The organism is Variovorax sp. AC103, from assembly GCF_979254005.1.
This window is the reverse complement of sequence record NZ_CEEDFC010000003.1, coordinates 267,562-292,198: the sequence shown is the minus strand read 5'-3', so window position 1 is coordinate 292,198 and position 24,637 is coordinate 267,562. Positions and strand designations below refer to the sequence as shown.

Sequence of the window (24,637 nt, the reverse complement as noted above, 5' to 3'; positions counted from 1 at the left end):
TCACCAGTGCGACGATGCGTCGGATCACCAGCGCGCTGCTTCTGGTTGGCGCACTCGGTTGGTCCGCACTCGCCGGGGCGCAAGTTCCGGTCCCTCCGCTGACGGGACATGTCACCGACCAGACCGGCACACTGTCTGCGGAGCAGAAGGCCACACTAGAGCAAACGCTCACGGCGTTCGAAGCCCGGAAAGGCAGTCAACTTGCAGTTTTGATGGTCGCTTCGACGGCACCAGAGGAAGTCGAGCAGTTCGCCTTGCGAGTCGCGGAGAAGTGGAAGCTGGGTCGGAAGAAGGTCGATGACGGTGCCATCCTCGTCATTGCGAAGGACGACCGTGCCGTGCGCATCGAGGTGGGATACGGCTTGGAGGGAGCACTCAACGATCTGACCAGCAAACGCATCATCAGCGAGACTCTCTTGCCTCGATTCAAGGCGCAAGACTTCTATGGCGGCATCACGGCTGGCGTCCGGCAGATGATCAGCGTCGTCGATGGGGAGCCTTTGCCAGAGCCGAGCAGCGCGCCCACCAGGAGCATGGGCAGTGTTCAGCAGTACGCCCCTGTGCTCTTCATTCTCGCCCTTGCTGTGGGCGGCGTACTGCGCTCCGCGCTTGGCAAGATTCCCGGCTCTTTGGTCACTGGCGGGGTGGTCGCGTTGATCGCCTGGTTCGTCGTCGGTGCCGTGTCGATGGCCCTGGGCGCGGGGGTGATCGCGCTGTTCGTCACCTTGCTCGGTGGCGGGATGCGCGGGCACAGTATGGGCGGTTTGGGCGGCTACTACGGTGGAGGCGGTCGAGGCGGCGGCGGTGGCGGTGGATTCAGCGGTGGCGGTGGCGGCTTCGGTGGCGGCGGTGCGTCGGGGAGGTGGTGATCATGAGAACCCGACGCATCCTGAAGCACTTGCTGACCACGCATAGCCAGGTCACTCGGTGCTTTCCCCGCAGCGCATTGAACGCGATCGAGAAAGCGATCAAGGTCAGCGAGACCGCGCATGCTGGAGAAATACGCTTCGTGGTCGAGGGCGCATTGGATGGCATGCCGCTGTTCAAGGGGCAGTCACCCCGGGAGCGAGCACTCGAACTCTTTGCGCAGTTGCGCATCTGGGACACCGAGCACAACACCGGCTTGCTGATCTATCTGTTGCTCGCGGATCGCGCAGTCGAAATCGTGGCGGACCGCGGCATCCATGCCAAAGTCGGCACCGAAGAATGGCGCAAGGTTTGCAATCAAATGGAAACGGCGTTCAAGCACTCGAACTATGAAGCGGGCGTGGTCAGCGGCGTGCAGGCTGTGATGCGGCACCTCGTGCGTCACTTTCCTGCCGACGTTCGCGGGAACGAACTGCCAGACAAGCCGGTGGTACTGTGAAAAGCACGGATCGAAGCCAGCGCAGTTTCGTTGCCGACATTCCCTTCGCCGTGACCATCATGAGTGCACGCATCTCACCCCGTCACGCCGCGATCTGGATGCTGACGGGTTGCGGCGTCTGGCTTGTGGCGCTAGGGCTCTACTTCATCTTTCTGCGACCGCCCTTGTTGCCGGAAGACACGCGCTTCATGGGCAGCTCGCTGGCTCAGGTTCGGTCTGCGCTGCCTGGCCTGGAGGGATGGCTGCAGCGGGTGTTTACGGTCATGGGTGGATTCATCGCAGGCACGGGTGTGCTCACGGTGTTCATTGCTTGGGCTGCGATTCCGTCAGGATTGAAGGGCACGTCATGGGTCATCGCATTGACCGGGGCGCTGACGGTGGCACTCATGAGTTCAATCAACTTCGATCTCCATTCTGATTTCAGATGGCTGTTGCTCGTCCCTGCGCTGGGCTGGCTCGCGGGCTTGGTGTTCCATGTCGCGAGGCGATAGCGACATCGTGACTGACACTGCCGGCCGAGTCGAATCGAGCGCTACTGCCGCCGAGCCCATGAGAAGGGGCGCGATGGCGCTGCTTGGTGCCATGGTCTTTATCGTGTCGCTGGGCTACGGTGCGGGACTACCGCTGATTAGGCTCTATCTGTTGCGCTACCTCGGTGCTGTGCCGGCATCCACAGTGGCCTGGCATGTCGGCATGCTGGGCGGTGTCTATCTGTTCGCCTTGTTCCTGTTCGCGCCGCTCTGGGGTCGACTTTCGGATCGGCGCGGACGCGTGGGGGTGCTGCTGATCGGCTTCGCTACGTTCCTGGTCGGTAGCACCGCCACCGCGCTGGCCCCGAGCCTGGGCTTCGTCTATGCCGCGCGTTTGCTGGCCGGCGCCGGTGCCGCCGCGATCGTTCCGACAGCGCAAGCCTATATCGCCGACAGCAGCACGACAGTCGATCGCAGCCGCCGCTTCGTGCTGCTGGGGAGCGCGTCCTTCATCGGGTTCCTCGCTGGGCCGGCGTTCGGCACTTGGCTGGCCGGTCCGGTGATGGGAACCGTTGTTGGTGAAATGGGAGGCATGTTGAACTGGCCCGCATTGACCGTCGCGGTGGCCGGTGTACCGCTGCTGCTGTTGACTCGGTTGTGCCTCGGTCGAAACCACGACATCGTTGCAACGCACGCTGTGGAGGGGGACGAGGCTGGGAACGCTCCACGCCGGCACTTCGTGTATGCATCGATGCTGCTTGCGGCACTGGCCTCGTTTGCGGTCGGAACCTTTGAGGTTGGCTTCAACCTGTTCGGCAGTCAGACGCTTGGCCTGAACACAGCGACGATGGCTGCGATGTTCATCACCTGCAGCTTGGCGATGCTGACGGCGCAGTCAATGCTGCTGCTGTCATCAGTGCGGCGCCGTATCGATCAGCGCTGGGTGGCCGGCGCGTTCGCCGGCTCGGCGCTCGCCCTGACGTTCATTTCACTGGTGCCTGGTGCGGGCTCGCTGGGGCTGATGATCGCAGTGGTGGCCACAGGAGCCGGAATGGTCGGGCCGGTGCTGTCGTACGAGTTGCTGGAGCGCAAGGCAGACGCAGCCGGTGCGCTTCTCGGGCGCCAAGCCGCCGCGGGCAATCTTGGCCAAGCGCTCGGCTCGATGGGAGCGGGCTCATTGTTCACACTGACGCCGATGGCACCGTTCTGGGCAGCTGCTGCCATTCTCTTGCTCGGGGCTGTGCTGTCGTTGGTCTGGTGGGGCCCGACCCGAATCCGCGAAATCGCTGCCAGGAAACCGACAGATGCCAGGGGTGGTGCAAACGGCGGGACGGCATCGAACTTGCCTGCCCGTTGAGGCTAACCGTCGGAGCAATGGCAAGCTCTAGCTTTTTGATAATTACGGCCGCTTGTTGATTGCCGCCGAAAATTGCGCCCCCTGGGTCAGAGATCGGCAGAATCAACGACTTGACCCGCCACATCCCGTGTGTCGAAGGAGAAAATCCTAGACCCCCAGTTAACTTGATCAAATGGGTGGAAATTGATAAATCAGTTCCTCCAACATCGCGTGCACCTGTGCGCGCGAGAAAAAGGGATCGAGTGTCTTGTCTCCGTGGATAGGAATGCTCTGCCTCCAGCAGCGCCATGTCGCGTGAATCTCGCCCGTTTCGGCGTTGCCTGCAAAGACGAGCGAGCTGAGCCGCCCACCTTGGCTGCCCCATCGGAAACTCACGTATGGCGGCTTCTCGTGTTCTGCTCCTTCTCCTCTGTCCACATAACACTCTGCCGAATCTCCAAGCTTGACTTGGAGGTAGTCATGGAATTGAACAAACACGGGGTAGACGAGATCGTTGAGCCGCTGAGTCACGCGATGAACTCTTCGATCACGATCCGCGGCAATATCGCCTGCTTTAGGCTGCGCGAGTCTCGTGTCGAAGTACGGGTCCAACAACTGAAAATTCGAACTGCTCATACATATGTCCTTCCGATGGTTCGCGTTGAAACGCTGTTGAATTACTCGGCAGTACTCACGGATCACACGTGATTCGCATCGCCTGCTATCCACCTACCGACTCGCCGGCTGTCTGCTCAAGGCGAACACTAGATTCGCTCTCGCGCACCTCCTTTCAAGCGCAATGCGTTGGTGATAACCGACGCTGAGCTCAGGCTCATCGCGAGCGCCGCGATCATTGGAGATAGAAGCCACCCTGTGAACGGGAACAGCACGCCCGCGGCCAGGGGGATGCCGAGCGCGTTGTAGAGGAAAGCGAACCCGAGGTTCTGCTTCATGTTCGCGATGGTCTGCTCGGAGATGACGCGGGCTTGTGCGATGCCGCGCAGGTCGCCCTTGACCAAGGTGACTTGCGCGCTGTTCATCGCGACATCGGTGCCGGTGCCCATTGCGACCCCGACGTCAGCCTTGGCGAGCGCAGGTGCATCGTTGATGCCATCACCGGCCATCGCGACAATGCGTCCCTCACGCTGCAGCTTCTCGACCAACGCAAGCTTGTCAGCGGGTTTGACTTCTCCATGCACCTCGTCGATGCCCAACTTGGCTGCAACCGCCCGCGCCGTGGTCAGTCCATCTCCGGTGGCCATGATCACCCGCATGCCCGATGCTTTGAGCGCCGCGAGCGCTTCCACGGTGGTGGCCTTGATCGGATCAGACACCGCCAGCAAGCCGGCAGGCCGACCGTCAATGGCGAGAAACATGACACTGGCACCCTCCGCACGCAACGTCTCGGCTTGCGGCTTCAGATCGCCGACTGCGACGTTCAACTGATCCATCAGCGCAGTGTTTCCGAGCGCCAGTTTCTTGCCGCCAACGCTTCCAGTCACGCCGATGCCGCTGCTCGACTCGAAATCGTCGGGCGCGGTCAGCGAGAGGTTGCGCTCGCGCGCCGCGCGCACGATGGCGTCAGCCAGCGGATGCTCGCTCCCCTGGTCCAGGCTGGCTGCCAAGCGCAGCACCTCGTCTTCTGTGAAGCCCGTTGAAGCCACCGCGCGCTCGAACTTTGGCCGGCCTTCCGTCAACGTCCCTGTCTTGTCGACGAGGAGGGTGTCCACCTTGCAGAAGTTTTCGATCGCCGCAGCGTCGCGAAACAGCACGCCCTGTGTGGCGGCCTTGCCCGTGGCCACCATGATCGACATCGGGGTCGCCAGGCCGAGCGCGCAGGGGCAGGCGATGATGAGCACCGCCACCGCATTGATCAGCCCGTAGACCCAACTCGGCTGCGGCCCGAACAGTCCCCAGGCTAAGAAGGTCAGCGCCGCGATGCCGATGACGGTCATAACGAAATAGCCCGCTACGTGATCGGCCATTCGCTGCATCGGCGCCCTGGAACGCTGGGCCTGCACGACCATCTGAACGATGCTCGCCAGCACGGTCTGCGAGCCGACCTTTTCCGACTGCATCACCAATGCGCCATTGGTGTTCAGCGTTGCACCGATGAGCTTGTCGCCAACCCGCTTGGTCACGGGCAAAGGCTCGCCGGTGAGCATCGACTCGTCGACCGCGCTACCTCCTTCGAGCACGACGCCATCCACGGGCACTTTCTCCCCGGGCCTGACGCGCAGTTTGTCGCCAACGTGCACGTGGCTGATGGGTACGTCGTCCTCGGTGCCGTCGGCGCCAATCCGCCGCGCCGTCTTGGGCGCAAGACCCAGCAATGACTTGATCGCCGCCGAGGTTTGCGAACGCGCCTTGAGTTCGAGGATCTGGCCGAGCAGGGTGAGCGAAATGATCACCGCAGCCGCTTCGAAGTAGACCGAGACACGCCCCATCGACACGAATGATGCGGGAAACACGCTTGGCGCTACCGTGGCTACGACGCTGTAGACGAACGCGGCGGCTGTTCCCAGACCGATCAGGGTCCACATGTTCGGGCTGCGATTTGCAACGGATTGCACCGCACGTTCGAAGAACGGCCAACCGGCCCACAACACGATCGGCACGGTGAGCACGAGTTCGATCCAGCTCTGTGTTCCCATCTCAAACCACTGAAGACGATGACCGGCCATGGCGAGCGCGGTGACGACGACGGTGAGCGGCAATGTCCAGATGAAGCGCCGCTTGAAGTCTTTAAGCTCGGGATCCTCTCCCTCATCGAGCGTCGGCATCTCGGGTTCGAGCGTCATGCCACATTTGGGGCAATTGCCCGGATGGTCCTGGCGGATCTCCGGGTGCATGGGGCAGGTGTAGATCGCGCCCTCGAGCGCAGGCTGCGCGGGATCCTCCGGAGCGAGCACGAGCGGCACCGTTGGCGGAGCACCGTGCCTTTTGTACTTTGCCGGGTCGGCCGCGAACTTGGTCTTGCAACCCGCGCTGCAGAAATAGACCGGCTTGCCTTCGTGCTGCAAGACGTGCAGCGACTGCGCAGTGACCGTCATCCCGCAAACAGGATCTTTCAATGCCGCATCGTTTGCAGGGGGATGCTCCCCGGAGCCGGGAGGACGCGCTACGTGATGCCCCTCGGGGTGATCATGCAGGGTGGAAGGCGTGGCGTTCATTCGAGCTCTCCGAAGAAGCAGTTGCTGGACAGTCGCAGGCAATGCGGCGCATACAGTCCATACGGGCACGCACGAGGCCCCTTAGCCGATTGGCGCCTGGGACTCGTGTAGGGACGATCACTTTGGTGGGTATCCCGCCTCCGTCAGGGCAGTGGTGAAGGACGCGCGGTCCTCGATGCTGTCGATGCGCACCGTCTTCGTAGGAAGATCGATTTCGATCCTTGCTTTGGCGTCCAGGTTCTTCACCGCCTGGGCGATGCGGCTCGCGCAACCGCCACAGGACATCGACTGAATGACGAACTCTTGCATTGGGAACTCCTTGTTGAAAAGTAATGTCAGTGTCCACCTTGACGTCATGTGAATGTCAAGTGGTGACTGCCACGTCCCAAGTTGAATGTGGTCTTTTGCATTCATGCCTCCACCTTCAGGAGCGTCACCAGCCTCCACCCCTCCTGCTCCACCTTGTCGTTGGTCATGTGATAGCCCCCATCAACACTGGCTCAGGATTTTTTCCCAACCGATCCCACGCGACGTAAGCCGTCGAGAGTGCAGCCAGAGCGGACAAAACGGCCAGGAAATAGTCGATAGGCTGAGCAACATGGAGGCCCTTCTTTTTGTTGGATTCCGGCGCACACGGCGCGCTTGCCACTGCCGTCAATCTGCGAAGAACCGAGTGGGATAGCTCGGCTGTCGATAAGAACAGACCCTGCACAAGGGCAGCGCATACCGCTCAGGGGTGCTTCTTCATCCACGCATCCAACTGCGCGATCTCTTTGGTTTGGTCTTTGACGATCTTGCGGGCCATCGCTTTAAGCTCAGGCGATTTGCCGTGCGCGATCTCGGGCTTGGCCATCTCGAGCGCTTGTTGGTGATGCATCTTCATCAGCATCGCAAAGTCCTTGTCGGTGTTGCCCGACATCGACATCTTCTGCATGCGGTCCATGCCACTCATCATCGACTTCTTCATCTCATCCGATCCGTCGCCTTTTTGCATTTGATCGGAAGGCATGGCCATCGGCGTCGACGCTGGTGGCGTGGAGGGAGGGGTTTGCGCCGCCGTGGTCAGCGCAAAGGCCGCGAGTGCGCAGGCGCTCGCCCAATTCTTGAAAGACAGGGAGTTCATGGTGTTTCCTTCGTGGGTTGAGTTTCAAGTTGCCGCTTCCAGGCCGGCGATCGCGCAGGTACGACAGTCCGTCGCGCAGAACTAGGAACGACATGTCCTTGCCCCGGCCCTCTGTTCGGGCGTCGCGGCCACTGGAGACGTTCTGCCAGATGACGGGCCGGCGGACGTCGATCGTGCGAAGTCGCCAAACCTGCTGGAAGGGTGCTGAAGAGCAAGGCAAACGTCTGTCGGACGTCAAGCCGGTCGCGGCTACCAATTGGCATCAGCTTCATCGTTTACCTCGTCCTGACTTTCCGGACGTGCTCGGACGGTACGTCCTTTGACTTCTGGCGCTTTCCGATCGGTTCTTGCGCGGTTTTCGCCGCTGCCAATACACGACCGCTGCGAAAACGATCACCGCTACGATCCAGGCGATGAACATGGTGCTGACTACATTCGCGGAAACCCATCGGCCGGTCACGTACATGCTTCACCCCCTTGCGCTCGCTGACTGCAGGTACCAGAGCGCGATGGCAACAGGGCCATGAGGAAGAGGTGCGTGAGGGACGGCATGACGGTGGTGGCAGAAGCGTGTTGAGCCTCAGTGCAAGCCTGCGATGTAATCGGACACGGCTTTGATCTCACGGTCGTTGAGCTTCGCAGCCACGCCGCTCATCTGCATGCTGTTGAGTCGAACCCCTTCCCGAAAGGCGGTCAGTTGCGCCGCGACATACTCTGCGTGTTGTCCGCCCAGGCGCGGGTACTGGATCGGAATGCCGGCGCCGTTGGGGCTGTGGCAGCCAGCACAGGCGGGCACACTGCGGTCTGCGATGCCCCCACGATAGATCCTCTCGCCGAGCGCGACCAAGTCCTTCTCTTTCGCGAACCCAGGCTTGATGGGCTTGGAGCCGAGGAACCAGGCGACATCGCGCATCTCCTGGTCGGAAAGCATCGCGGCCATGCCACTCATGACAGAACTCTTCCGCTTGCCGGACTTGAACTCCTGGAGCTGCTTGAGCAGGTATTCCGGATGCTGCTGAGCCAGCTTTGGATTGGACGGAATGGCCGAGTTTCCATCCGCGCTGTGGCACGCGGCGCACGACTTGGCGGTGAACACAACTTCACCGTTCGCGATGTCCGCTTTCGCTTGCTTGGCGGGCGTTTTCCCCATCGTGGCCGTCGGCATCGGATCGGCCGCGAAGGATAGGCTGGAGACGAGTCCGCCGAGAGCGGCAAACAGAAGAGGCACAAACAATTTCATGGAGCACTCAGGTTTTTGGCGGTGAACTGGCTGCAAAAGAGGACTGAAGATCGTGTCGTGACTTGGTTAGCCGCTCGGCGCGCCTGCGTGCGACAGCACGCGGATGGGCGTGCCCCATCGAACGACATTGGTGGACACGGTGTCCCCTACGTTCACGGACGTCACGGCGTCCAGGATCACGACATGCGCGTGGCGCTGCCCCGTGGAACGATCGATCAGCGTGGCGAAGCGCGCCGCTGCAAGTTCGTCGGCGCTGGCCATATTCCTGCAATCGGTGCGGTGGCTGCGGCGGATCTCGTTCGCGCGCCCGATCTCGACGATCTCGCCCGTACGCCAGCCGTCGTGGAAGTCGCGGTGCTGTTGAAAGAAATCGGCGCAGCCGGCCAGGCCGGCGACAAGCATCAAGCCGACAACCTGCGTCAGTCGGCGCGTGGTCGAACTGACGCACTTGCCGCGCAGGAAAGCGCGCTTTCGCTCGTCCGAGAACAAGCGTTGATTCCCGCCTGCAGCAACGTGTGTCATGACGATGAGACGATGTCCGTACACCGCGACAGCCACGCGACCGGGTGACGTGGTTTCATCGACATCAGACCTTCTCGCGGTCACAGTGTTGGATGAGCGTGGCTCGTCGGCAGGCCATTCAAACTCAGCGTGCAGCTTCGATCTTCGTGACGACGATCTTGCCGTCGATCTTTTCCGCTTGGAAGCGGACCTTGGAACCGGTCTCGACCTTGTCGAGCATGGCGTCGTCTCTGACCCCGAACACCATCGTCATGCCGGGCATGTCGAGGTTCTTGAGCGGACCGTGTTTGATGGTGAGCTTCTTGTTGTCCTTGTCGACCTTGCGGATCTCGCCTTCGCTGAGATCGGAGGTCGCGGCGGCGGCGGAAGCATCAGCCGCTGGCGCTTTCTCGTTCATGCCAGGCATGTCGGCCGTGGATTTGGAGGACTGTGCGCTGGCCACGCCAGCGAACGAGAGTGCGGCAACGAATGCCAAAAGTGCGATGCGAAATTTCGACATGAGAATCTCCTTGGATATGAATGAATTTGGAGTCCGCCGCGCCTTCATGGAAGCGCGCGGCGGACACGTCGTGTTTACTTACCGGCCTTCGTCACGTTCACGGCGCCTTTCATGCCCGCGTCGTAGTGGCCCGGCTGCAGGCACGCAAAGTCGACCTTGCCGGCTTTGGTGAATTGCCAGACGATCTCGCCGCTCTTGCCCGCGGCCAGCGTCACCATGTTCGGATCGGAGTGCTCCATTTCTGGGTTCTTCTTCATGACTTCGTAATGCTCCTTGAGCTCCTTCTCAGTGCCGAGCACGAGCTCGTGCTTGAGCTGACCAGAATTCTTGATGACGAAGCGCACCGTTTCGCCTTGCTTGACGCTGATGTCCGTTGGCGTGAATCGCATGCTGTCCGCCATGTCGACGTTGATGGTGCGGGTGGTCTTGCTGGCCACGCCAGGCTTTCCGATGGCCTCATCGGCTTCGTGACCGTGTCCACCGGCGTGGTTGCCGGAGGCCGAAGCGCCTGCTGCAGCCAGGGCGACGAATACTGCAAGAGAGACGTTGCGCAAAGTGTGTTGCATTATTTTCCTTTTGGGGTTGGAGGTTGGAGGTTGGAGGTAAGGTTGATAGGGGGCAACGGAAGAGGTCAGTGGCCGGAATGTCCGCTGGCAGGTTTGCGAATCTGAACTTCGATGTTCTTGGCGGGCATGTTCTGAGCGGGCATCGCGGCCGCGCCTGCGCCACGCTGGCGCGAGGTATCCGGAGGAGGACCATCCAGCTCGTAGGCGACGGTGCCCTTGGGGTGCTTGAACCATCCGGGGTTGGAGTAGTCGCCGGCCTTCTGGTTTTTGCGCACCTTAACCACACTGAACATGCCGCCCATCTCGACCGACCCGAACGGACCTTCGCCCGTCATCATTCGCGCGGTGTTATCGGGAATCGGCATCTCCATCTCGGCCATGTCGGCCATGCCGCGCTCGCCCATGACCATGTAGTCCGGCACGAGATTGGAGATCTGCTTGGCCACGTCCTTGTGGTCCAAGCCGATCATGGTTGGCACCTCGTGCCCCATCGCGTTCATCGTGTGATGGCTTTTGTGGCAGTGAAAGGCCCAGTCGCCCTCTTCGTTGGCAAGAAACTCGAACTGGCGCATCTGTCCGACTGCCACGTCAGTCGTCACCTCAGGCCAGCGCGCGCTCTTTGGGGTCGGGCCGCCGTCGGTTCCCGTGACTTCGAACTCGTGGCCGTGAAGGTGCATCGGGTGGTTCGTCATCGTCAGATTGCCGACCCGGATGCGCACTTTGTCGTTCATGCGCACATTCAGCGAATCGATACCGGGAAAGATTCGGCTGTTCCACGACCACAGGTTGAAGTCCAGCATCGTCATGATCTTGGGCGTGGCGCTGCCGGGTTCGACGTCGTAGGCGTTGAGCAGGAACACGAAGTCGCGGTCGACCTTCTCGATCAGCGGATGCTCGGCCTTGGGGTGCGTGACCCAGAAGCCCATCATTCCCATCGCCATCTGCGTCATCTCGTCCGCATGCGGGTGGTACATGAAAGTGCCCGGTCGGCGCGCGACGAACTCGTAGACGAAGGTCTTGCCTGGGCGGATCGGTGGCTGGTTCAGCCCGGCGACGCCGTCCATGCCGTTGGGCAGGCGCTGGCCGTGCCAGTGCACGCTCGTGTGCTCTGGCAGCTTGTTGGTCACGAAGATGCGCACGCGATCGCCTTCCACGACCTCGATGGTGGGGCCGGGCGACTGCCCGTTGTACCCCCACAGGTTGGCCTTGAAGCCCGGTGCCATCTCGCGCACCACGGGCTCGGCCACCAGGTGGAACTCCTTGACGCCGTTGTTCATGCGCCAGGGCAAGGTCCAGCCATTGAGTGTGACCACAGGGTTGTAGGGGCGCCCGCTCGAAGGCATCAGCGGCGGCATGGTGTTGGGCGTGGTCTGGAGCACAGGCTCGGGCAAGGCGGCCATTGCTACCTTGCTCACGCTGGCCGCGGCGATGGCGCCAGTGATGGCACCGGCGCCGCTCAGGAAATTGCGTCTGTTTGTCATGTCGTTCAATTCGGTTGGAGAGCGCAGAAGTGCGCTCAGTGGGCCGCGCCAGCAGAGGCGCCTTCGCCACCCGAACTGGCCATTGAGGCACCCATGGACGTGGGCTTGCCCATCACCGAAGCCGCCAGCGCGGCATCGGCGAGCCAGAACTGCTGCTGGGCATTGATCGCGTTGGTCACGCTGGCGATCTGGTCGCGCGCCTCGGCCAACAGCTCGAAAACGCCGATCAACATGCCGTTGTAGCGAAGGACGTTCTCGTCGGCCATCGCCTGGCGCAATGGGACGATTTCGTCGCGGTAGTGCCGTGCGATGTCGTAGGCCGTACGGTAGGCCGAGTAGCCCTCCCGCAGCTGCGAAGAGGCACCGCGCACGGTGGCGTCGTAGCGGTTGGCTGCGGCCAGCGACTGCGCGTTCAACATGTCGCGCTGCGCCGACCCCCAGTCGAACAGCGGCAGGCGGATGTCGAGCTCGAAGCCTCGACGGGTGCTCTTGGTGTTTTCCGCGTTGTCGAACACCGTGTCACGTCGACCGCCCACCTCGACGTCTATGAAGGTCGACAGCAGGTTGATGCCTTGCGATTTGCCCGCCACATCCAGCTGGGCACGTGCGAGTTGGACATCCAGGCGCTGCTCAGTCGCGGTCGCCGCGACTTCCTTCGCCTCTCGAGGGGCCTTGGGCAGGTCAGGCAAACGTTCGGGCAGAGTCAACTTGGTGGCCTGCTCATCGTTCAACCCCAGGACACGAATCAACTCTTCGCGCGCAGCGGTGGTGGCGTGCTGTGCCGAGGCGAGCTGAGTCGTCGCGTCGGCGTAGAAAACCTGCTGGCGTGCACGCTGCAGCTTGGAGAAATTCCCAATCAGCTGCATCCGGCGCGCGAGTTCGGCGCTGGCCTGAGCCGACTTGTTGACCTGCTCGGCATACTTCAGCGACTGCTGTGCAGCGACCGCACGGACCCAAGCCTGTTTGACCTGCGTGACCTGGTCGACCACGGCACCGGTCAGTTGGACTTTGGCCTGGGCGGCCTGGCTCCTGGAGATCGACAGACGTTGCGGCAACAGGATGAGGTCCACCAGTCCGAACGACAGCAGGCGCTCGAGCTCGAGCTCGCTGTTCAGGCGGGTTCGTGCGAACGAGAGGATCGGGTTGGGCAGCCTGCTGCTCTGGTTGGTCGCGGCGATGTCGCCCCAGCTCTGGGCGATCAGGGCCTGGACGGATGGGCTGTTGGCCAGCGCAAGCTGCACCGCGTCACTCTGCGACAGCGGTTTGGCGAGCAGTTCCTGCGACAGCGCGGCGCGGCGATCACGCTGCTCCTGGGTCCGGCTGAGTTCGAGCTTCCCACCGGTGAACTGCTGGGCATTGGTATTTGTGTCGCTCAGGGCGTCGTCGATGCTGACAGACGCGCATCCGGCGAGGACAGCCGTCGCGACGGCAATGGCTGTTAAACGAAGGGCGCGCTTCATGGCTTCTCCTTCTTCTCAGGCATGGGCATCGAATGGCCTGGCGGCGCGGCAGGCGCAGCGGCTGCGCCCTTGGGCGAATCGGCCTCGGCTGCACTGGAGCCTGACGCCTCCTTGGCGTAGGCCTGCCAGCCACCGCGGCGGTAGACCGTCTCGTTGGCTTCTTTCCAGGGGATGGGCTTTTCGTCGGCAAAGGGCTGATAGCCCTCGAGCGCGGACCTATAGGTCAGGACGGTGGGCGCCGCAGCCTCAGCGGATCTCGCGGGCGCGGGCTGGGCCACCGCGACAGCGGCACTCAGCGTTGCCAAAGCGGCGAACGCAGCCAAGGCGGGAAAAGCTGCCAACCAACGGGTCGGCGATGAATGGAACATGGAGTCCTCGCAAGTTCATGAACGGAGTACGTCAGAGCTGCCCGAAAAGGCATGACGCAGGCGATGCATGAGCGTTCGCGGCGGCCCGTGACGAGAGTCACAGGCGCACGAACGCGTTAAGCGCGAGGAGGTTTGTCGAGAACGCGCGGAGCGAGCGTGGCCACCGTGACGGCAGGCTCCGCCAGGTCGGCTTTGGGAAGGTCGTGGAAAACGGCCACGTCCATCGTGCTGGTCAGCGCTGTGGCATGGCACGCGCCGCAGGTGCCGCACTTGTGCATCGCATCAGGCTCGGCACTCGCTGTCTTGGCGGTGCTGTCCTTTGTGGGAGGCTTGGCAGCCTGTGCCGCCTTGTGCTCGTGATCGCCGTGCCCGTCCGCATGAGGGTGCCGGGCATGGTCGTGCGCGCCGGGCTGTGCGAGCGACACTTCGGCGGCCGCACCGGCGTGACCAGGTCCGCAAAAGACCATGGCTGCCGCCGCGTACCCCTGGAAGGGCACGGCGAACATCATGATCCAAAGGACGAACAGGCGAACGCGGTGCATGCGGCGAATTCTAAGTCGAGCAGTGTGTCAAGAGGCCTGTATGGACATCCAGTTTTGTGCGCAACCCTCAGGGCTGCGCTTGTGCGCGAGCCTTGCTCGCATCACCTCTGGGCGCTGGCAGGGGCGCACCGAGCCTTGCTGCGGCATCCCAGTTGGGTTGCTTCTGCGCGGCTTCCAGTTCGGCCACCACTTCGGCGCGCGACTTGGTGGCTCCGACCTTCGGCGTACTCATCGACCCCCAGCGCAGCATGCTGGCCCCGGCAGGGGTTTTCTGCGCGTCCGCGAGTTCAGCTGATACCTGGGCCTGGGATTTGGCCTGTCCCGCTTCACTCGGGTGATAGACCACACCGGCTTCGTTGGGCGCAAAGTGGGCCGGGCCTTCCGCGTAGGCAGCAAAGGGCGCAACGAATGCAGCGCCTGCACCAACGGCAAGTGCGAGCGAGAGGATTTGACGGTTCTTCATGATAGGTCTCCTTCAACGAATTGCTCGACTTCGCGAGCTGCACTGAACGCGTCGGCATCGACCACCGAGCCGGCGATGCCAGTCAACTGGCTGGCATGCAATGACTCTAGGAAGCCAGTCCGCCAATCACCCACCATGTGGATTACAAAGAAGTAAACCACGCCTGCGACCCCGCGCCGTAGCATTCGACGATGCGAATCCTGGTCATCGAAGACGAACACAAATTGGGCGACTACTTGGTCAAGGGCCTGACCGAGAGCGGCTTCGTGGTAGACCTCGCGCGCACGGGCATCGAGGGGCGCAGTCTCGCGCTCGATGGGGACTACGACCTGCTGGTGTTGGACGTGATGCTGCCGGGCATCGATGGTTTTGCCGTCCTGGAGGCCGTACGCAAGGCCAAGTCGATGCCCGTGCTGATGCTCACGGCCCGCGACGAGGTGGCCGACCGGGTGCGCGGACTGCAAAGCGGCGCGGACGACTACCTTGCCAAGCCTTTTGCGTTCTCCGAATTGCTCGCGAGGATCCAGGCCCTCCTGCGGCGCGGCAAGCTCCATGAGGTGTCCAACTACGCGCTCAGGGACCTGAGCCTCGATGTGGTGGCGCGCAAGGCGACGCGCGACGGGCACCGCCTGGAGCTGACCGCCAAGGAGTTCGCGCTGCTGACCCTGCTCATGCGCCGCCAGGGCAATGTGCTGTCGCGCACCCAATTGGCCGAGCAGGTGTGGGACATGAATTTCGACAGCGACACCAACCTCGTGGAAGTGGCGATCCGGCGATTGCGCAGCAAGATCGACGATCCTTTTGAAGAGAAGCTGCTGCACACGGTGCGCGGCATGGGGTATGTGCTGGAGAGCCGGCAGGGCAGCGGATCGTGAACGCCGTCGAAACCATCGGAGGATCCAGCGCCGCAGCCGACCTCGCGGTCATCAAGCCGGCGGCAACCGATGCTGCCTCCAACACCGAAGGCACAGGCTCCATCCAGGCTGCGCTGTCTCGCTGGTTCGCGGCGCAGGCATTGATCGGCCTCAGCCTTGTATGCGTGGCGATCTACGCGGTCACGGCTTGGAGCTTTCAGGTCAAGCAGGCCAGCGAGTTCGAGCGCCAGTCCGAGCTGATCCGGCACCTGATCCAGGAGTCGCGTGGCGACCCAGGGCCAGACGGGTTGCGCCACAAACTGGATGATTTCTTCCTCACGCACGCCGAAATCAGCTTGGTGCTGCGCCGCGGCGACGAGACCATCTACTCGACCACGCCCACCCGGGCATCCGCGCGCTGGCTTTGGAAGCCGAAAGAGGAGCACCAGGCGCAGCCGGGCGACGCCGCCATGCAACTGCAACTCGGCATCGACATCCAGGAGGACTCGCGGCTCCTGAGTCGGCTTGCCTGGACGCTGGTTGGCGCGGTCGTGCTGGGGTCCGCAATGATCGCCCTGACCGGTGCGCTGCTGGTGCGCCGGGGCCTGAAACCCTTGAAGAAGCTGATTCAGCAGACCGCGGCCACGGGTCCGGAACACCCGAGCCGGCGCATCGATCCCTCGCCCTATGCATCCGAGATCGCCCCGTGGGTCGCGCAGTTCAACGCGGTGCTGGATCGCGCCGAGCAGGCCTATCAGCAGTTGGAATCGTTCAACGCCGATGTCGCGCACGAACTGCGCACGCCGCTGGCCAACCTGATCGGGATGGTGGAGGTCGAGCTGGCGCGGCCGAGATCGGTCGAGGAATTGCACGACGCCTTGTTGTCGGCGCTGGAAGAAGCACGGCGTGTCTCTGCGATCGTGATCGACATGCTTTTCCTGTCCCATGCGGACCGCGGCGCTGTCGCCCGCCGCTCGGCGCCGGTCAGCCTGGCCGACCAGGTTCGCACGGTGCTGGATTTCCACGAAGCCAAGCTCGAAGACGTGGGGCTGAAGGTGCATGTGAGCGGCGATGCGCACGTTGGCGTCGACGCTGGTCTGGTGCGCCGGGCGCTGTCGAACCTGCTGAGCAACGCGAGCCGGTATGCGGCGCCAGGCTCGACCATCGCGGTCGTGATCGACACGCAGCCCGACGGTGTTTGGGTCAAGGTCGCCAACCGGGGCGAGCCTGTCCCCGCCGACGTGCTGCCCAATCTTTTCAAACGCTTCTTCCGGGCGGAGCGCTCCCGCACCGACTCGTCAGAGCACCATGGGCTGGGCCTGGCGATCGTCGCCGCGATCGCGCGCATGCACGGCGGGCAGACCCGCGCCACCTCCCGATCGGGCGTCACCGAAATCAGCTTCTCTCTGGGGTTGCCCGAAAGCTGATTCGACCTGGGCCGCGCGCCGCTTTGACGCGCCATCCGCAGCCCTCAACCGCGCGGGCGTTGCGGATCGTCTTCTTCGATGTCAGCGTCCAATGCGCCATCGTCGTGCAGCGGGTCGGCCTGCGCGTCCCTTGCCGCATCCAGACTCTGGGCGACGAACGACGCAAACGGCTTGATGTCACCCTGGCCGCTTGCCGCATTCAGCGCCGCCATGTACCGATCGCGATCCTCGAGGCGCAGTACTGTCCAGGGAAAGCCGCCCGAGGCCAGCATCGTGTTCATGATGAAGCGCCCAAGCCGGCCATTGCCGTCCATGTACGGGTGAATGAAGACGAACATGAAGTGACCCAGCACCGCGCGCACCGCGGCCGAGCGTTCGTCGCGCAGCAGTTCGAAGAGCACGGGCATCATCTCGCGCACGGCTTCGCGCGGCGGTGGCACATGTTGCGCGTTGCGAATGTAGACCTGATGCCCGCGGTAGCCCGCCAGGTCCGTCGCCGCCAGAAGCCCAGCGGTAACGCTGGGCGCGAACATCGCGCGAAACCAGGCGCCATGATCGCCCTTGAGGACATCACCGGCGTTTGCGCCGCTGAAGATCTTCCGGATGGACACCTTGACCTCGTTGTGCGCCAGCCAGTAGCCGTGCGCCGCCATCGCATCTCTGGACTGCCGGTCCTGCTCGTGGATGTCCTCGTTCCAATCCCCGCCCGCCACGCGACGGATCAGTTCCGGCGTGACTCTGTAGCCTTCGATGGACAGCGAATGGTAGGCATCGGTGACATAGACATCTTCGACCGCCTGCATGAATGCGTCGACGTCGCCCGGCGACCCGGGCTCCTGCTGCGGGAAGTCACCCATCACGTCGTCGCGCATCGAAGCCCACATGAGTCGCAGTCTGGAGACATAGGGAGACTCGATGCGGTCGCCCGGGACAATCCTCGGCGGGATCTCGAACGGATTGAATTCAGTGACCTGGTTGCCCAAAGCGCGCATGAATCCCAGGATGTCGTCCGCGATCGCACCTCGGCCCACCGCCCGGAACGCGCCGGCAAGCCGCCCGGCGATCGTGCTGTGGTTGCCCTCGGCGAGCAGCCGGCTGAGTTCCGATGCATCGCTGATGGACAGCAGCGCGACCTGCGCGTCCTGGGCGGAAGCCCTGAAGAAGTTCTCCGGCGCCTTCAAGAGAGCTTGGGCCAGCGTCATCGTGCGGATGTTTCCGACGCTGTCGCGTCGGTCGGGCCCAGGAAAGTCTCTCGCCTGATAGTCCATCAGAGAGAACCCGTTCGGCAAGTCCAACACGCCGTTCTTGCCCAGTGGCGAGTGAATGACAACCTGTTGGGGCAGCAAGGTTGTGCCGGCGTGCAGTTTCAGCGAGTACTCCGCCGATACGCACCAGTCGGCGCCGAACCTGGCGTTGCAATAGGCGGCAATGAAGTCCTTCATTCCAGCAATCCAGGGCGTCGTGTCGCCGGCCTTGGCCGAAGGGCTGGCGGACATGTACCAGCCCTGGATCACCGGCTGGAGATACCTTGCGGCGAGCAGCGCCTCGCGGTCGGTGCGGGAAAACTGGCTCGTGTTGAACACGCCATGGCCCTGCGCCTGAAGCACATGCAGCGCTTCCAGGGCAGTGGCCAACCGCCGCTGCGCAGGGGTAGCTTTACGCGAAGTCGAGGTCGGATGGGTGGCCATGTTTCATACTCGCACAGTCGGTGGGAGGCGCCGATGGCGCTCGATTGCTAGATTCTTATGCCCTTTGGGCGCTAGATTTAATTGTATATTGATTGCTAGATTAAGTTGCCTTTCGAATGCCAGAGATTTATGAGAAGGCGTAGCACCTGATTTCGGCGCCCCGTGCTTCAATCGCAGCGTCGCGCCATGCGCCCCCATCTCATCCTGTCCATGTCCATCGGTCTTGAAGTTCTCATCGGTCACTGGAAGACCGATCCATTGAGCACCTACAACTCGTGGTTTCTGTGGGACGAGCGGCTGAAGAATTTCCGTTCCATCCGCCGAGGCCTGGCCCAGGTGGTCAAGGACATCGATGCGGGGACCTTCGGCAGCGCGTTTCGCGGCTCCTCGCTCGAGACTGTCGTCGGGTCGGTGGCGGAGCAACGCCAGATCTTCAAGGGCGCCGACCACGCGTTTCTCTGGAAGCCGAAGTTGCGCATTCCCGACATTTACGAGAACGCCGCCAATCAGCGTGCCTTTGCCCGACTGCTGCATGCCTGCGACTGTTGCGACAACGCTGAGGAGGTGGTCGAGGCCATCCATCGCATCGATGCGCATCGGATCAAGGGCCTCGGGCCGGCTGTGGCGAACCTGCTGTACTTCGTCCATCCCACGATCGTGATGCCGTTCAACACGGCGATCGTGAAAGGCTATAACGCCGTCACAGGCAGCAACGTCAAGCTCGGCAAGTGGGACCACTACCTTTCCATGCGCGAGGGCTGCCTTCGGCTGAACGCGCAGCACCGCCGGCTGCTGTCCAACGACATGGGCGCACTGGCAGGATTGCTCTTCGACATCGGCTCGGGTCGCTACACGGCGCCGCCGCGCAGCGACGACGTCGCGGCCGTTCAGGGTTGGGAGGCCGACCTCGAGAAGGTTCGCGAAGATTCAGCGGCCGCTCACAAGCGTTGGGCCGCGGAGCGCGAGAGCGACGCAACCCACACGCAAATTCAGGGATGGCTGCGCGATCTGGGCAAGTCGCTCGGCTTCGGCGTCTGGATCGCTTCGAACGACCAGGGACGCAGCTATGCGGGTGGGCGGCTCGGTGACGGTTGCCTGACGCAGTTGCCTGCGGGCGCACAACCCGGCCTGGATTCGGTCCGCTTGATCGATGTGATCTGGGTGGAGGCCGACGGCTCGAAGATCGCTGCGGCCTTCGAGGTGGAGCACTCGACCTCCATCTACTCAGGCATCGTGCGGATGCTGGACCTCGCGCTGGGCACTGCGCTGGGCGTGGGCGTGTCGATGTTCCTGGTGGCGCCCGATGCGCGACGCGAGGATGTGCGGCTTCAGCTACGTCGCCCCGCCTTCTCGCGCGTCGCCGAGCTCGGTATCCGTTATCTGCCATACAGCGAACTCGGAGCGCATCGCGAAGCGATCGGTCGGTTTGGCTCGGGCTTGAAGCCGTTGAATGAGATCTCTCACTTGCTGTGATCCAGATTCCTGCTGGCGCGGGTTGCCTACTTTCAAGAAGGGGTAAAGGGCATGTCTTCTGCAAAGCGAGACTTCGAGCAATTCGTCCAGTGGCTGCATGGGCAACCCCGGGGTATCGCCGATGACGTGAAGCGCCTGGCGCACTTGGTGCTCGCCAATTTCGACGGCGTTGCACGCACCTCGAATCGTCAGTCGCAGAGAGCGGGTCTTCTTGCAGAACTCTGTCGTCGCGATCTTGCAGATTCTCCGATCGACATGCCAGACATCGCTGCCAACGCGGTAGCACAGGATTGGGCATGGACGCGACTGAATCGTTTGCGAGTCGGGCCCTTCAGGGGCTTTCGTCAAGCCGAGGAATTCGATCTCAGTAGGCGTATCACTCTGATGTATGGCCCGAATGGAAGCGGCAAGAGCAGCTTCTGCGAAGCATTGGAATATGCGCTGCTCGGCAGTGTCGATGAAGCGGAGGCGACACGCCTTGGCGCCGACGCATATCTGGCGAATGTCCACGAGCGTCGTTTCGTCGCACCTGCGCTCAGCGCGAGGGATACACACGGCGAAGTCGTCAACCTGCGGCCTAACCAGGACGCGCATCGATTTCTGTTCGTGGAGAAGAACCGAATCGATTCGTTCTCTCGATTGGCGTCCAGGGCGCCAGCCGAGCGCTCTGCGCTGATTGCCACGCTTTTCGGCATGGACCAGTTCAACGACTTCGTGGGGAATTTCAACGATTCCATGGATGCGAAGTTGAAGCTGCTGTCCGTCAAGCAGAGACAACTGATGACTGCACGGGCAGGCCTGGCCCAGGACCAGCAGACCCTGGAGCGAGAGAAGCAGGCGATCACAGCGCTGGATCTGGAAGACGCTGCCTTGGCCGCCGAGTTGCAACCGGATCTGGGCTTCGAAGCCATGCAGGCCTATATCGGCACGGAACAGGCCCCTGGAAGACTGCAGGAGCTTTCGGCGCTGATCGACAGGGTCCAACCGGCGATGGTGAACGTGACGCACGCGGACGTCACCGATCAGTTGGCTGAAGCGACGGAAAAACAGATTGCACTCGATGCCCGCGAGGAAGAGTTGCGCGGCAAGGGCGATCAGATTTCTTTCCAGGAGCTCTACACCGCGGTCTCGAAATTGCGCAAAGTCGACAGCGCGGCATGCCCCGCGTGCGACACACCGCTCGCGCAGGTGACTCGCGATCCGTTCGCCAAAGCGATCGACGGTCTCGCACAACTTCGCGAGCTCGCGGAACTGCAAAACGCGCGGGATGCCGCGCGTACAACGCGCGATGCAGCCTCTACAGCGCTGCGCGACGTAGTCGACAGGCTGCTGAGATTCGAGCATGCGGAAATGGGTGGCGCCGCACCCGCCCGAGCGCCCCTTCAAATCCAGATCACCAGCCCTTGGTGGACGACGCTGCAGGAGCCCGTCGATGGCGGCCCAACCCAGTTCGAAAGGCTCTGCGCCGCGGCGGACCGCGCGGCGTTGCGCGACGCCGAGACGAGGACCGCAACGGAGGAGCGCGCGCAGCGAATCCGCGAGCGAGACAAGCTGCAAGGTCTGAAGGAACGTGCCGTGGCCCAGGTTTCCAAGCGGCAACAGTTGGCACTCCTGGTCGACGCGGCACGTGCACGCGTGGCGGAGTTCGACGAGCAGAACGCCGCACTCATCGAGCAGGCGGAGGCGGAAAGAATCGAGATCGAACTTGATATGCGCATTGGCGTGGCGTACGACGCCTTTCTTCCGTTGCTCAGGCAGTACCGCGACGGCCTGCCGGCGCAACTGATGGCCGGGCTGAACGAATCGGCGATGGCGCTCTACAACGATTTCAACCGGCAGGACCGGGACGAGGACAAACTCGCCGCGCTTTTCCTACCGACCTCCAACGCCATGCGCATTCAGGTCGCCTTCCAAGCCAGTCCCGAGCGACGGCACGACGCGTTGCAGGTGCTCAGCGAAGGACACATTCGGTGCCTCGGCTTGGCCGTGGTGCTGGCCAAAGCGATTGCCATTGGCGCACCGCTGATCGTCTTCGACGATGCGATCAACGCGATCGACACCGAGCACCGCCAAGGCATTCGGGAAACCATCTTCGATGCGCAACGGTTCGCCGACACACAGCTCATCGTGACCTGCCACAGTCAAGAATTCATCAAGGACATTCAGAATCACATGCTGCCGGCTCAGCGCAACGACCTGCAGGTGTATGGAATCCGTCCTCATCGAGGCGACTACCGCCCGGTGATCCATGCCGATCCGCAGATTCGAAGCTATCTGGTGGAAGCTCGATCGGCGATCAACGGGATGAACGATCGGGGCGCTCTTGCTGCTTCGCGCCAAGCGCTGGAGATGCTCAGCGGTAGAGTCTGGAAATGGTTGATTAGCCACGACCATGGCAACCTGTCGATTTCGATGCGCCGACCGGGTGCAGAGCCAGAGTTACGGAATTTGTGCGACCAGCTTCTCAGCAAAGCCAGGGCGGTCGGATTCGCACATCAGGACAAGGCGGAGGTGATCGCATGCCTCCAGACGCTCCTTGCCGCCAACGCTCACGTTTGGACCTATCTGAACAAAGGCACCCACGAAGAGGAAGATCGCGAGGACTTCGAGCCCGGAATTGTCGAATTGGTGGTCGGCACGCTTGAGCGTCTCGATGCTCTCGTGCTCGGAAGAGCCGTGGCACCCCAACTTGTGCCCGCGGCACCCGCCGCCGGTGCCTGAAAGCCCTGTGATCCAGCACACTCTGCAGACGACATAACTGTAAACCCAACGTGCCGAACTGAACCTACAGATCGAGGGCGCGGATGTCCATCGAATCTGCCTTGGCATCGAGTGATCAGTGTTTCGCTCCGATGCTAGCCGCGGTTAAGCGGAGCGAACGATTAGGCAGCCCAGCCGACCGCGGGCGCCAGCTGAGCGAAAGGTGCGATGGTGCTGGCGGAGTAGCGCTGCAATAGGTCTCCCCAGATCGCGTACGCCAGTACGGGTAGCGCCAAGGATTCCTCATGGTGCCGGCGCGTATCGTGCAGGCGGGCGCCGTTCCTATTCGGCATGGCCTAGAACGATGGGGAGGTGGTGGGTTACACGCTATGCTCGTTCGAGCAAGAAGAACCGGACAGGATCTGCCATGGTGCGCACGACTACTCGACAAATCAACTTCGAGACGCTGAAGCTCCGCGGCCCCAGTGCGGTGATAGTCATCAAACTGATGATGGCTGCGAATGACATGTCATACGCAAACCAGAGTCTCTCCGACTACAAGGAGGCAGTCGAGCGTGGCGACCGCAACGTACGCCCGAACGGTGGGTTGTATTGGGTGCGCTTGCAAATCGCGCACATGTCTGAGGCTTTCGCCATCATCAAGCAGATTCAAGATGACACCGATCTGATGAAGTTCGTCGATCAGTGCGATCGTCGAACTCGGGAGTCATTCGCCAACCTGCAACCATTTCTGCGCGGCGGAGCGAAGTACGATCAGTTCAGGCAGTTGGTCGATAAGGTGGGCGGCCTCAAGTCTGAAGTGCAACACCCCTTCAAGTAAGGTGTTCCATGCAAGACCGAATCAGCTACCAGCAACTGCAGCCTGAGGACCGAATGACCATCGCCAGCATGCGCCAGCAAGGTTGCAGCGTGCGGGCCATGGCCCGCACGCTGCAACGATCGGCTTCGACCGTTAGCCGTGAGCTCGGGCGCAACACCTTGGGGGCACTGGCCTACGGCTCGCATCTCGCCCAGAACGCCTGCCTACTGCGCCAGCGCGCCGCGCGCCCCGCCGCCAAGCTCGATGTCCGCGGCGTCGCCTGGCGTGTTGTCCTGACGATGCTCGACTGGAAGTGGTCGCCACAGCAGATTGCCGCTACCCTGAAGCGCACCTTCCCCGACGAGCCTGCGCGCCACGTGTCCCACGAAACCATCTACACCGCGATCTACGCCCTGCCCAGAGGCGAGCTGCGCCGCCAGCTCATCGCCTGCCTGCGCCAGGGCCATGGCACGCGCCTGCCGCGCACGCGGGGCAATGACCGGCGCGGCCAGATCCCCGAGATGGTCAGCATCCACGTGCGCCCGCCCGAGATCGAGGACCGCGTGATGCCCGGACACTGGGAAGGCGACTTCATTAAAGGCGCAGGTAACCAGTCCTCCGTGGGCGTGTTGGTGGAGCGCTCCAGCCGCTTGGTGCTGCTTGCTCGCATGGAAGATGCCACCGCCGCCTCGGCGCTCGCAGGCTTCACCGTCAAGCTCAATTCGATTGCCGCACCGATGCGTCACAGCTTCACCTACGACCAGGGCAAGGAGATGAGCCGTCACCAGCAACTGGCCCTGAACACCGGCGTGCGCGTGTACTTCTGCGACCCGCACAGCCCATGGCAGCGCGGCACCTGTGAGAACACCAACGGCCTGCTGCGTCAGTACCTGCCCAAGGGCATCGACCTGAGCGTCTACAGCCAAGAAGAACTTGACGTCATCGCAGACAGCCTGAACAACAGGCCTCGCGCCACGCACGACTTCAACACCCCGCTGGCCGTCTTTTCTCACATGCTGGCCATGGCTCAGAAGGCCCCTTCCTCAGTTCAATAACTCAACTGTTG

Annotated in this window: 24 protein-coding genes; 11 read left to right on the top strand and 13 right to left on the bottom strand. The window is 62.5% G+C overall.

Annotated elements, in window-relative coordinates; all coding sequences use genetic code 11:
- The first annotated feature begins 14 nt into the window (after positions 1–14).
- The 4 genes from AC0IYU_RS06025 to AC0IYU_RS06010 all read left to right on the top strand — a co-directional run bounded on the left by AC0IYU_RS06025 (position 15) and on the right by AC0IYU_RS06010 (position 3,193).
- Complete coding sequence (locus AC0IYU_RS06025; protein WP_081268206.1) at positions 15–869, top strand: TPM domain-containing protein; 855 nt, start codon at positions 15–17, stop codon at positions 867–869.
- A gap of 2 nt (positions 870–871) precedes the next feature.
- Positions 872–1,366: a TPM domain-containing protein gene (locus tag AC0IYU_RS06020; protein WP_081268207.1), complete on the top strand. Its 495-nt coding sequence runs from the start codon at positions 872–874 to the stop codon at positions 1,364–1,366.
- A gap of 59 nt (positions 1,367–1,425) precedes the next feature.
- Positions 1,426–1,857, top strand: a complete 432-nt coding sequence (locus AC0IYU_RS06015) for a hypothetical protein (RefSeq protein WP_472114106.1) — start codon at positions 1,426–1,428, stop codon at positions 1,855–1,857.
- A 73-nt stretch (positions 1,858–1,930) separates the two neighbouring features.
- The gene (locus AC0IYU_RS06010) at positions 1,931–3,193 is read left to right on the top strand and encodes an MFS transporter (RefSeq protein ID WP_472114103.1); all 1,263 of its coding nucleotides are present in this window, start codon (positions 1,931–1,933) and stop codon (positions 3,191–3,193) included.
- Positions 3,194–3,361: 168 nt separating this feature from the next.
- Here AC0IYU_RS06010 and AC0IYU_RS06005 read toward each other — a convergent pair whose 3' ends face one another.
- From AC0IYU_RS06005 to AC0IYU_RS05985, 5 genes are all read right to left on the bottom strand, one after another.
- The gene (locus AC0IYU_RS06005) at positions 3,362–3,808 is read right to left on the bottom strand and encodes a hypothetical protein (protein ID WP_155742504.1); all 447 of its coding nucleotides are present in this window, start codon (positions 3,806–3,808) and stop codon (positions 3,362–3,364) included.
- Positions 3,809–3,936: 128 nt separating this feature from the next.
- Positions 3,937–6,345 (bottom strand): heavy metal translocating P-type ATPase, encoded by a 2,409-nt coding sequence (locus tag AC0IYU_RS06000; RefSeq protein ID WP_472114100.1) that lies wholly within the window; start codon positions 6,343–6,345, stop codon positions 3,937–3,939.
- A gap of 117 nt (positions 6,346–6,462) precedes the next feature.
- Positions 6,463–6,654 (bottom strand): heavy-metal-associated domain-containing protein, encoded by a 192-nt coding sequence (locus AC0IYU_RS05995; RefSeq protein ID WP_081268210.1) that lies wholly within the window; start codon positions 6,652–6,654, stop codon positions 6,463–6,465.
- Between the two features lie 421 nt (positions 6,655–7,075).
- Positions 7,076–7,468 carry a DUF305 domain-containing protein gene (locus AC0IYU_RS05990; protein WP_081268149.1) on the bottom strand — a complete coding sequence of 131 codons (393 nt, stop codon included), beginning with the start codon at positions 7,466–7,468 and terminating at the stop codon, positions 7,076–7,078.
- A gap of 580 nt (positions 7,469–8,048) precedes the next feature.
- On the bottom strand, positions 8,049–8,708 hold the full coding sequence (locus tag AC0IYU_RS05985) for a c-type cytochrome (protein ID WP_081268151.1): 660 nt from the start codon (positions 8,706–8,708) through the stop codon (positions 8,049–8,051).
- A gap of 183 nt (positions 8,709–8,891) precedes the next feature.
- Between AC0IYU_RS05985 and AC0IYU_RS05980 the strand changes: the two genes are divergently transcribed.
- The gene (locus tag AC0IYU_RS05980; protein ID WP_454905109.1) at positions 8,892–9,278 is read left to right on the top strand and encodes a hypothetical protein; all 387 of its coding nucleotides are present in this window, start codon (positions 8,892–8,894) and stop codon (positions 9,276–9,278) included.
- A 76-nt stretch (positions 9,279–9,354) separates the two neighbouring features.
- Here the strand turns inward: AC0IYU_RS05980 and AC0IYU_RS05975 are convergent, their stop codons facing one another.
- The 7 genes from AC0IYU_RS05975 to AC0IYU_RS05945 all read right to left on the bottom strand — a co-directional run bounded on the left by AC0IYU_RS05975 (position 9,355) and on the right by AC0IYU_RS05945 (position 14,609).
- Positions 9,355–9,729 (bottom strand): copper-binding protein, encoded by a 375-nt coding sequence (locus tag AC0IYU_RS05975; protein WP_155742505.1) that lies wholly within the window; start codon positions 9,727–9,729, stop codon positions 9,355–9,357.
- 74 nt (positions 9,730–9,803) lie between these two features.
- Complete coding sequence (locus AC0IYU_RS05970) at positions 9,804–10,295, bottom strand: cupredoxin domain-containing protein (protein WP_081268153.1); 492 nt, start codon at positions 10,293–10,295, stop codon at positions 9,804–9,806.
- A gap of 65 nt (positions 10,296–10,360) precedes the next feature.
- Positions 10,361–11,776: a multicopper oxidase family protein gene (locus AC0IYU_RS05965; protein ID WP_081268212.1), complete on the bottom strand. Its 1,416-nt coding sequence runs from the start codon at positions 11,774–11,776 to the stop codon at positions 10,361–10,363.
- A gap of 35 nt (positions 11,777–11,811) precedes the next feature.
- Positions 11,812–13,236 carry a TolC family protein gene (locus tag AC0IYU_RS05960; protein ID WP_081268154.1) on the bottom strand — a complete coding sequence of 475 codons (1,425 nt, stop codon included), beginning with the start codon at positions 13,234–13,236 and terminating at the stop codon, positions 11,812–11,814.
- On the bottom strand, positions 13,233–13,604 hold the full coding sequence (locus AC0IYU_RS05955) for a hypothetical protein (protein WP_155742506.1): 372 nt from the start codon (positions 13,602–13,604) through the stop codon (positions 13,233–13,235). Before AC0IYU_RS05955 ends, AC0IYU_RS05960 begins: the two co-directional genes overlap by 4 nt.
- Before the next feature lie 116 nt (positions 13,605–13,720).
- Complete coding sequence (locus tag AC0IYU_RS05950) at positions 13,721–14,146, bottom strand: hypothetical protein (RefSeq protein WP_253819862.1); 426 nt, start codon at positions 14,144–14,146, stop codon at positions 13,721–13,723.
- A gap of 67 nt (positions 14,147–14,213) precedes the next feature.
- Positions 14,214–14,609 carry a hypothetical protein gene (locus AC0IYU_RS05945; protein ID WP_155742507.1) on the bottom strand — a complete coding sequence of 132 codons (396 nt, stop codon included), beginning with the start codon at positions 14,607–14,609 and terminating at the stop codon, positions 14,214–14,216.
- A 191-nt stretch (positions 14,610–14,800) separates the two neighbouring features.
- Between AC0IYU_RS05945 and AC0IYU_RS05940 the strand changes: the two genes are divergently transcribed.
- A complete protein-coding gene (locus AC0IYU_RS05940) occupies positions 14,801–15,484 on the top strand; it encodes a heavy metal response regulator transcription factor (RefSeq protein WP_081268157.1) in 684 nt (227 codons plus the stop codon).
- A complete protein-coding gene (locus AC0IYU_RS05935; RefSeq protein ID WP_081268158.1) occupies positions 15,481–16,890 on the top strand; it encodes a heavy metal sensor histidine kinase in 1,410 nt (469 codons plus the stop codon). The genes AC0IYU_RS05940 and AC0IYU_RS05935 overlap by 4 nt, the downstream gene beginning before the upstream one ends.
- Before the next feature lie 44 nt (positions 16,891–16,934).
- Here AC0IYU_RS05935 and AC0IYU_RS05930 read toward each other — a convergent pair whose 3' ends face one another.
- Complete coding sequence (locus AC0IYU_RS05930) at positions 16,935–18,578, bottom strand: Fic family protein (protein WP_472114097.1); 1,644 nt, start codon at positions 18,576–18,578, stop codon at positions 16,935–16,937.
- 210 nt (positions 18,579–18,788) lie between these two features.
- Here AC0IYU_RS05930 and AC0IYU_RS05925 point away from each other — a divergent pair, with 210 nt between their 5' ends.
- The 4 genes from AC0IYU_RS05925 (at position 18,789) to AC0IYU_RS05910 (ending at position 24,626) form a co-directional block, all read left to right on the top strand.
- Complete coding sequence (locus AC0IYU_RS05925) at positions 18,789–20,051, top strand: type II restriction endonuclease (protein WP_472114094.1); 1,263 nt, start codon at positions 18,789–18,791, stop codon at positions 20,049–20,051.
- A 51-nt stretch (positions 20,052–20,102) separates the two neighbouring features.
- On the top strand, positions 20,103–22,772 hold the full coding sequence (locus AC0IYU_RS05920; protein WP_081268161.1) for an AAA family ATPase: 2,670 nt from the start codon (positions 20,103–20,105) through the stop codon (positions 22,770–22,772).
- A gap of 406 nt (positions 22,773–23,178) precedes the next feature.
- Positions 23,179–23,592 carry a hypothetical protein gene (locus AC0IYU_RS05915; RefSeq protein ID WP_081268162.1) on the top strand — a complete coding sequence of 138 codons (414 nt, stop codon included), beginning with the start codon at positions 23,179–23,181 and terminating at the stop codon, positions 23,590–23,592.
- 20 nt (positions 23,593–23,612) lie between these two features.
- On the top strand, positions 23,613–24,626 hold the full coding sequence (locus AC0IYU_RS05910; RefSeq protein ID WP_155742518.1) for an IS30 family transposase: 1,014 nt from the start codon (positions 23,613–23,615) through the stop codon (positions 24,624–24,626).
- Positions 24,627–24,637 lie beyond the last annotated feature (11 nt).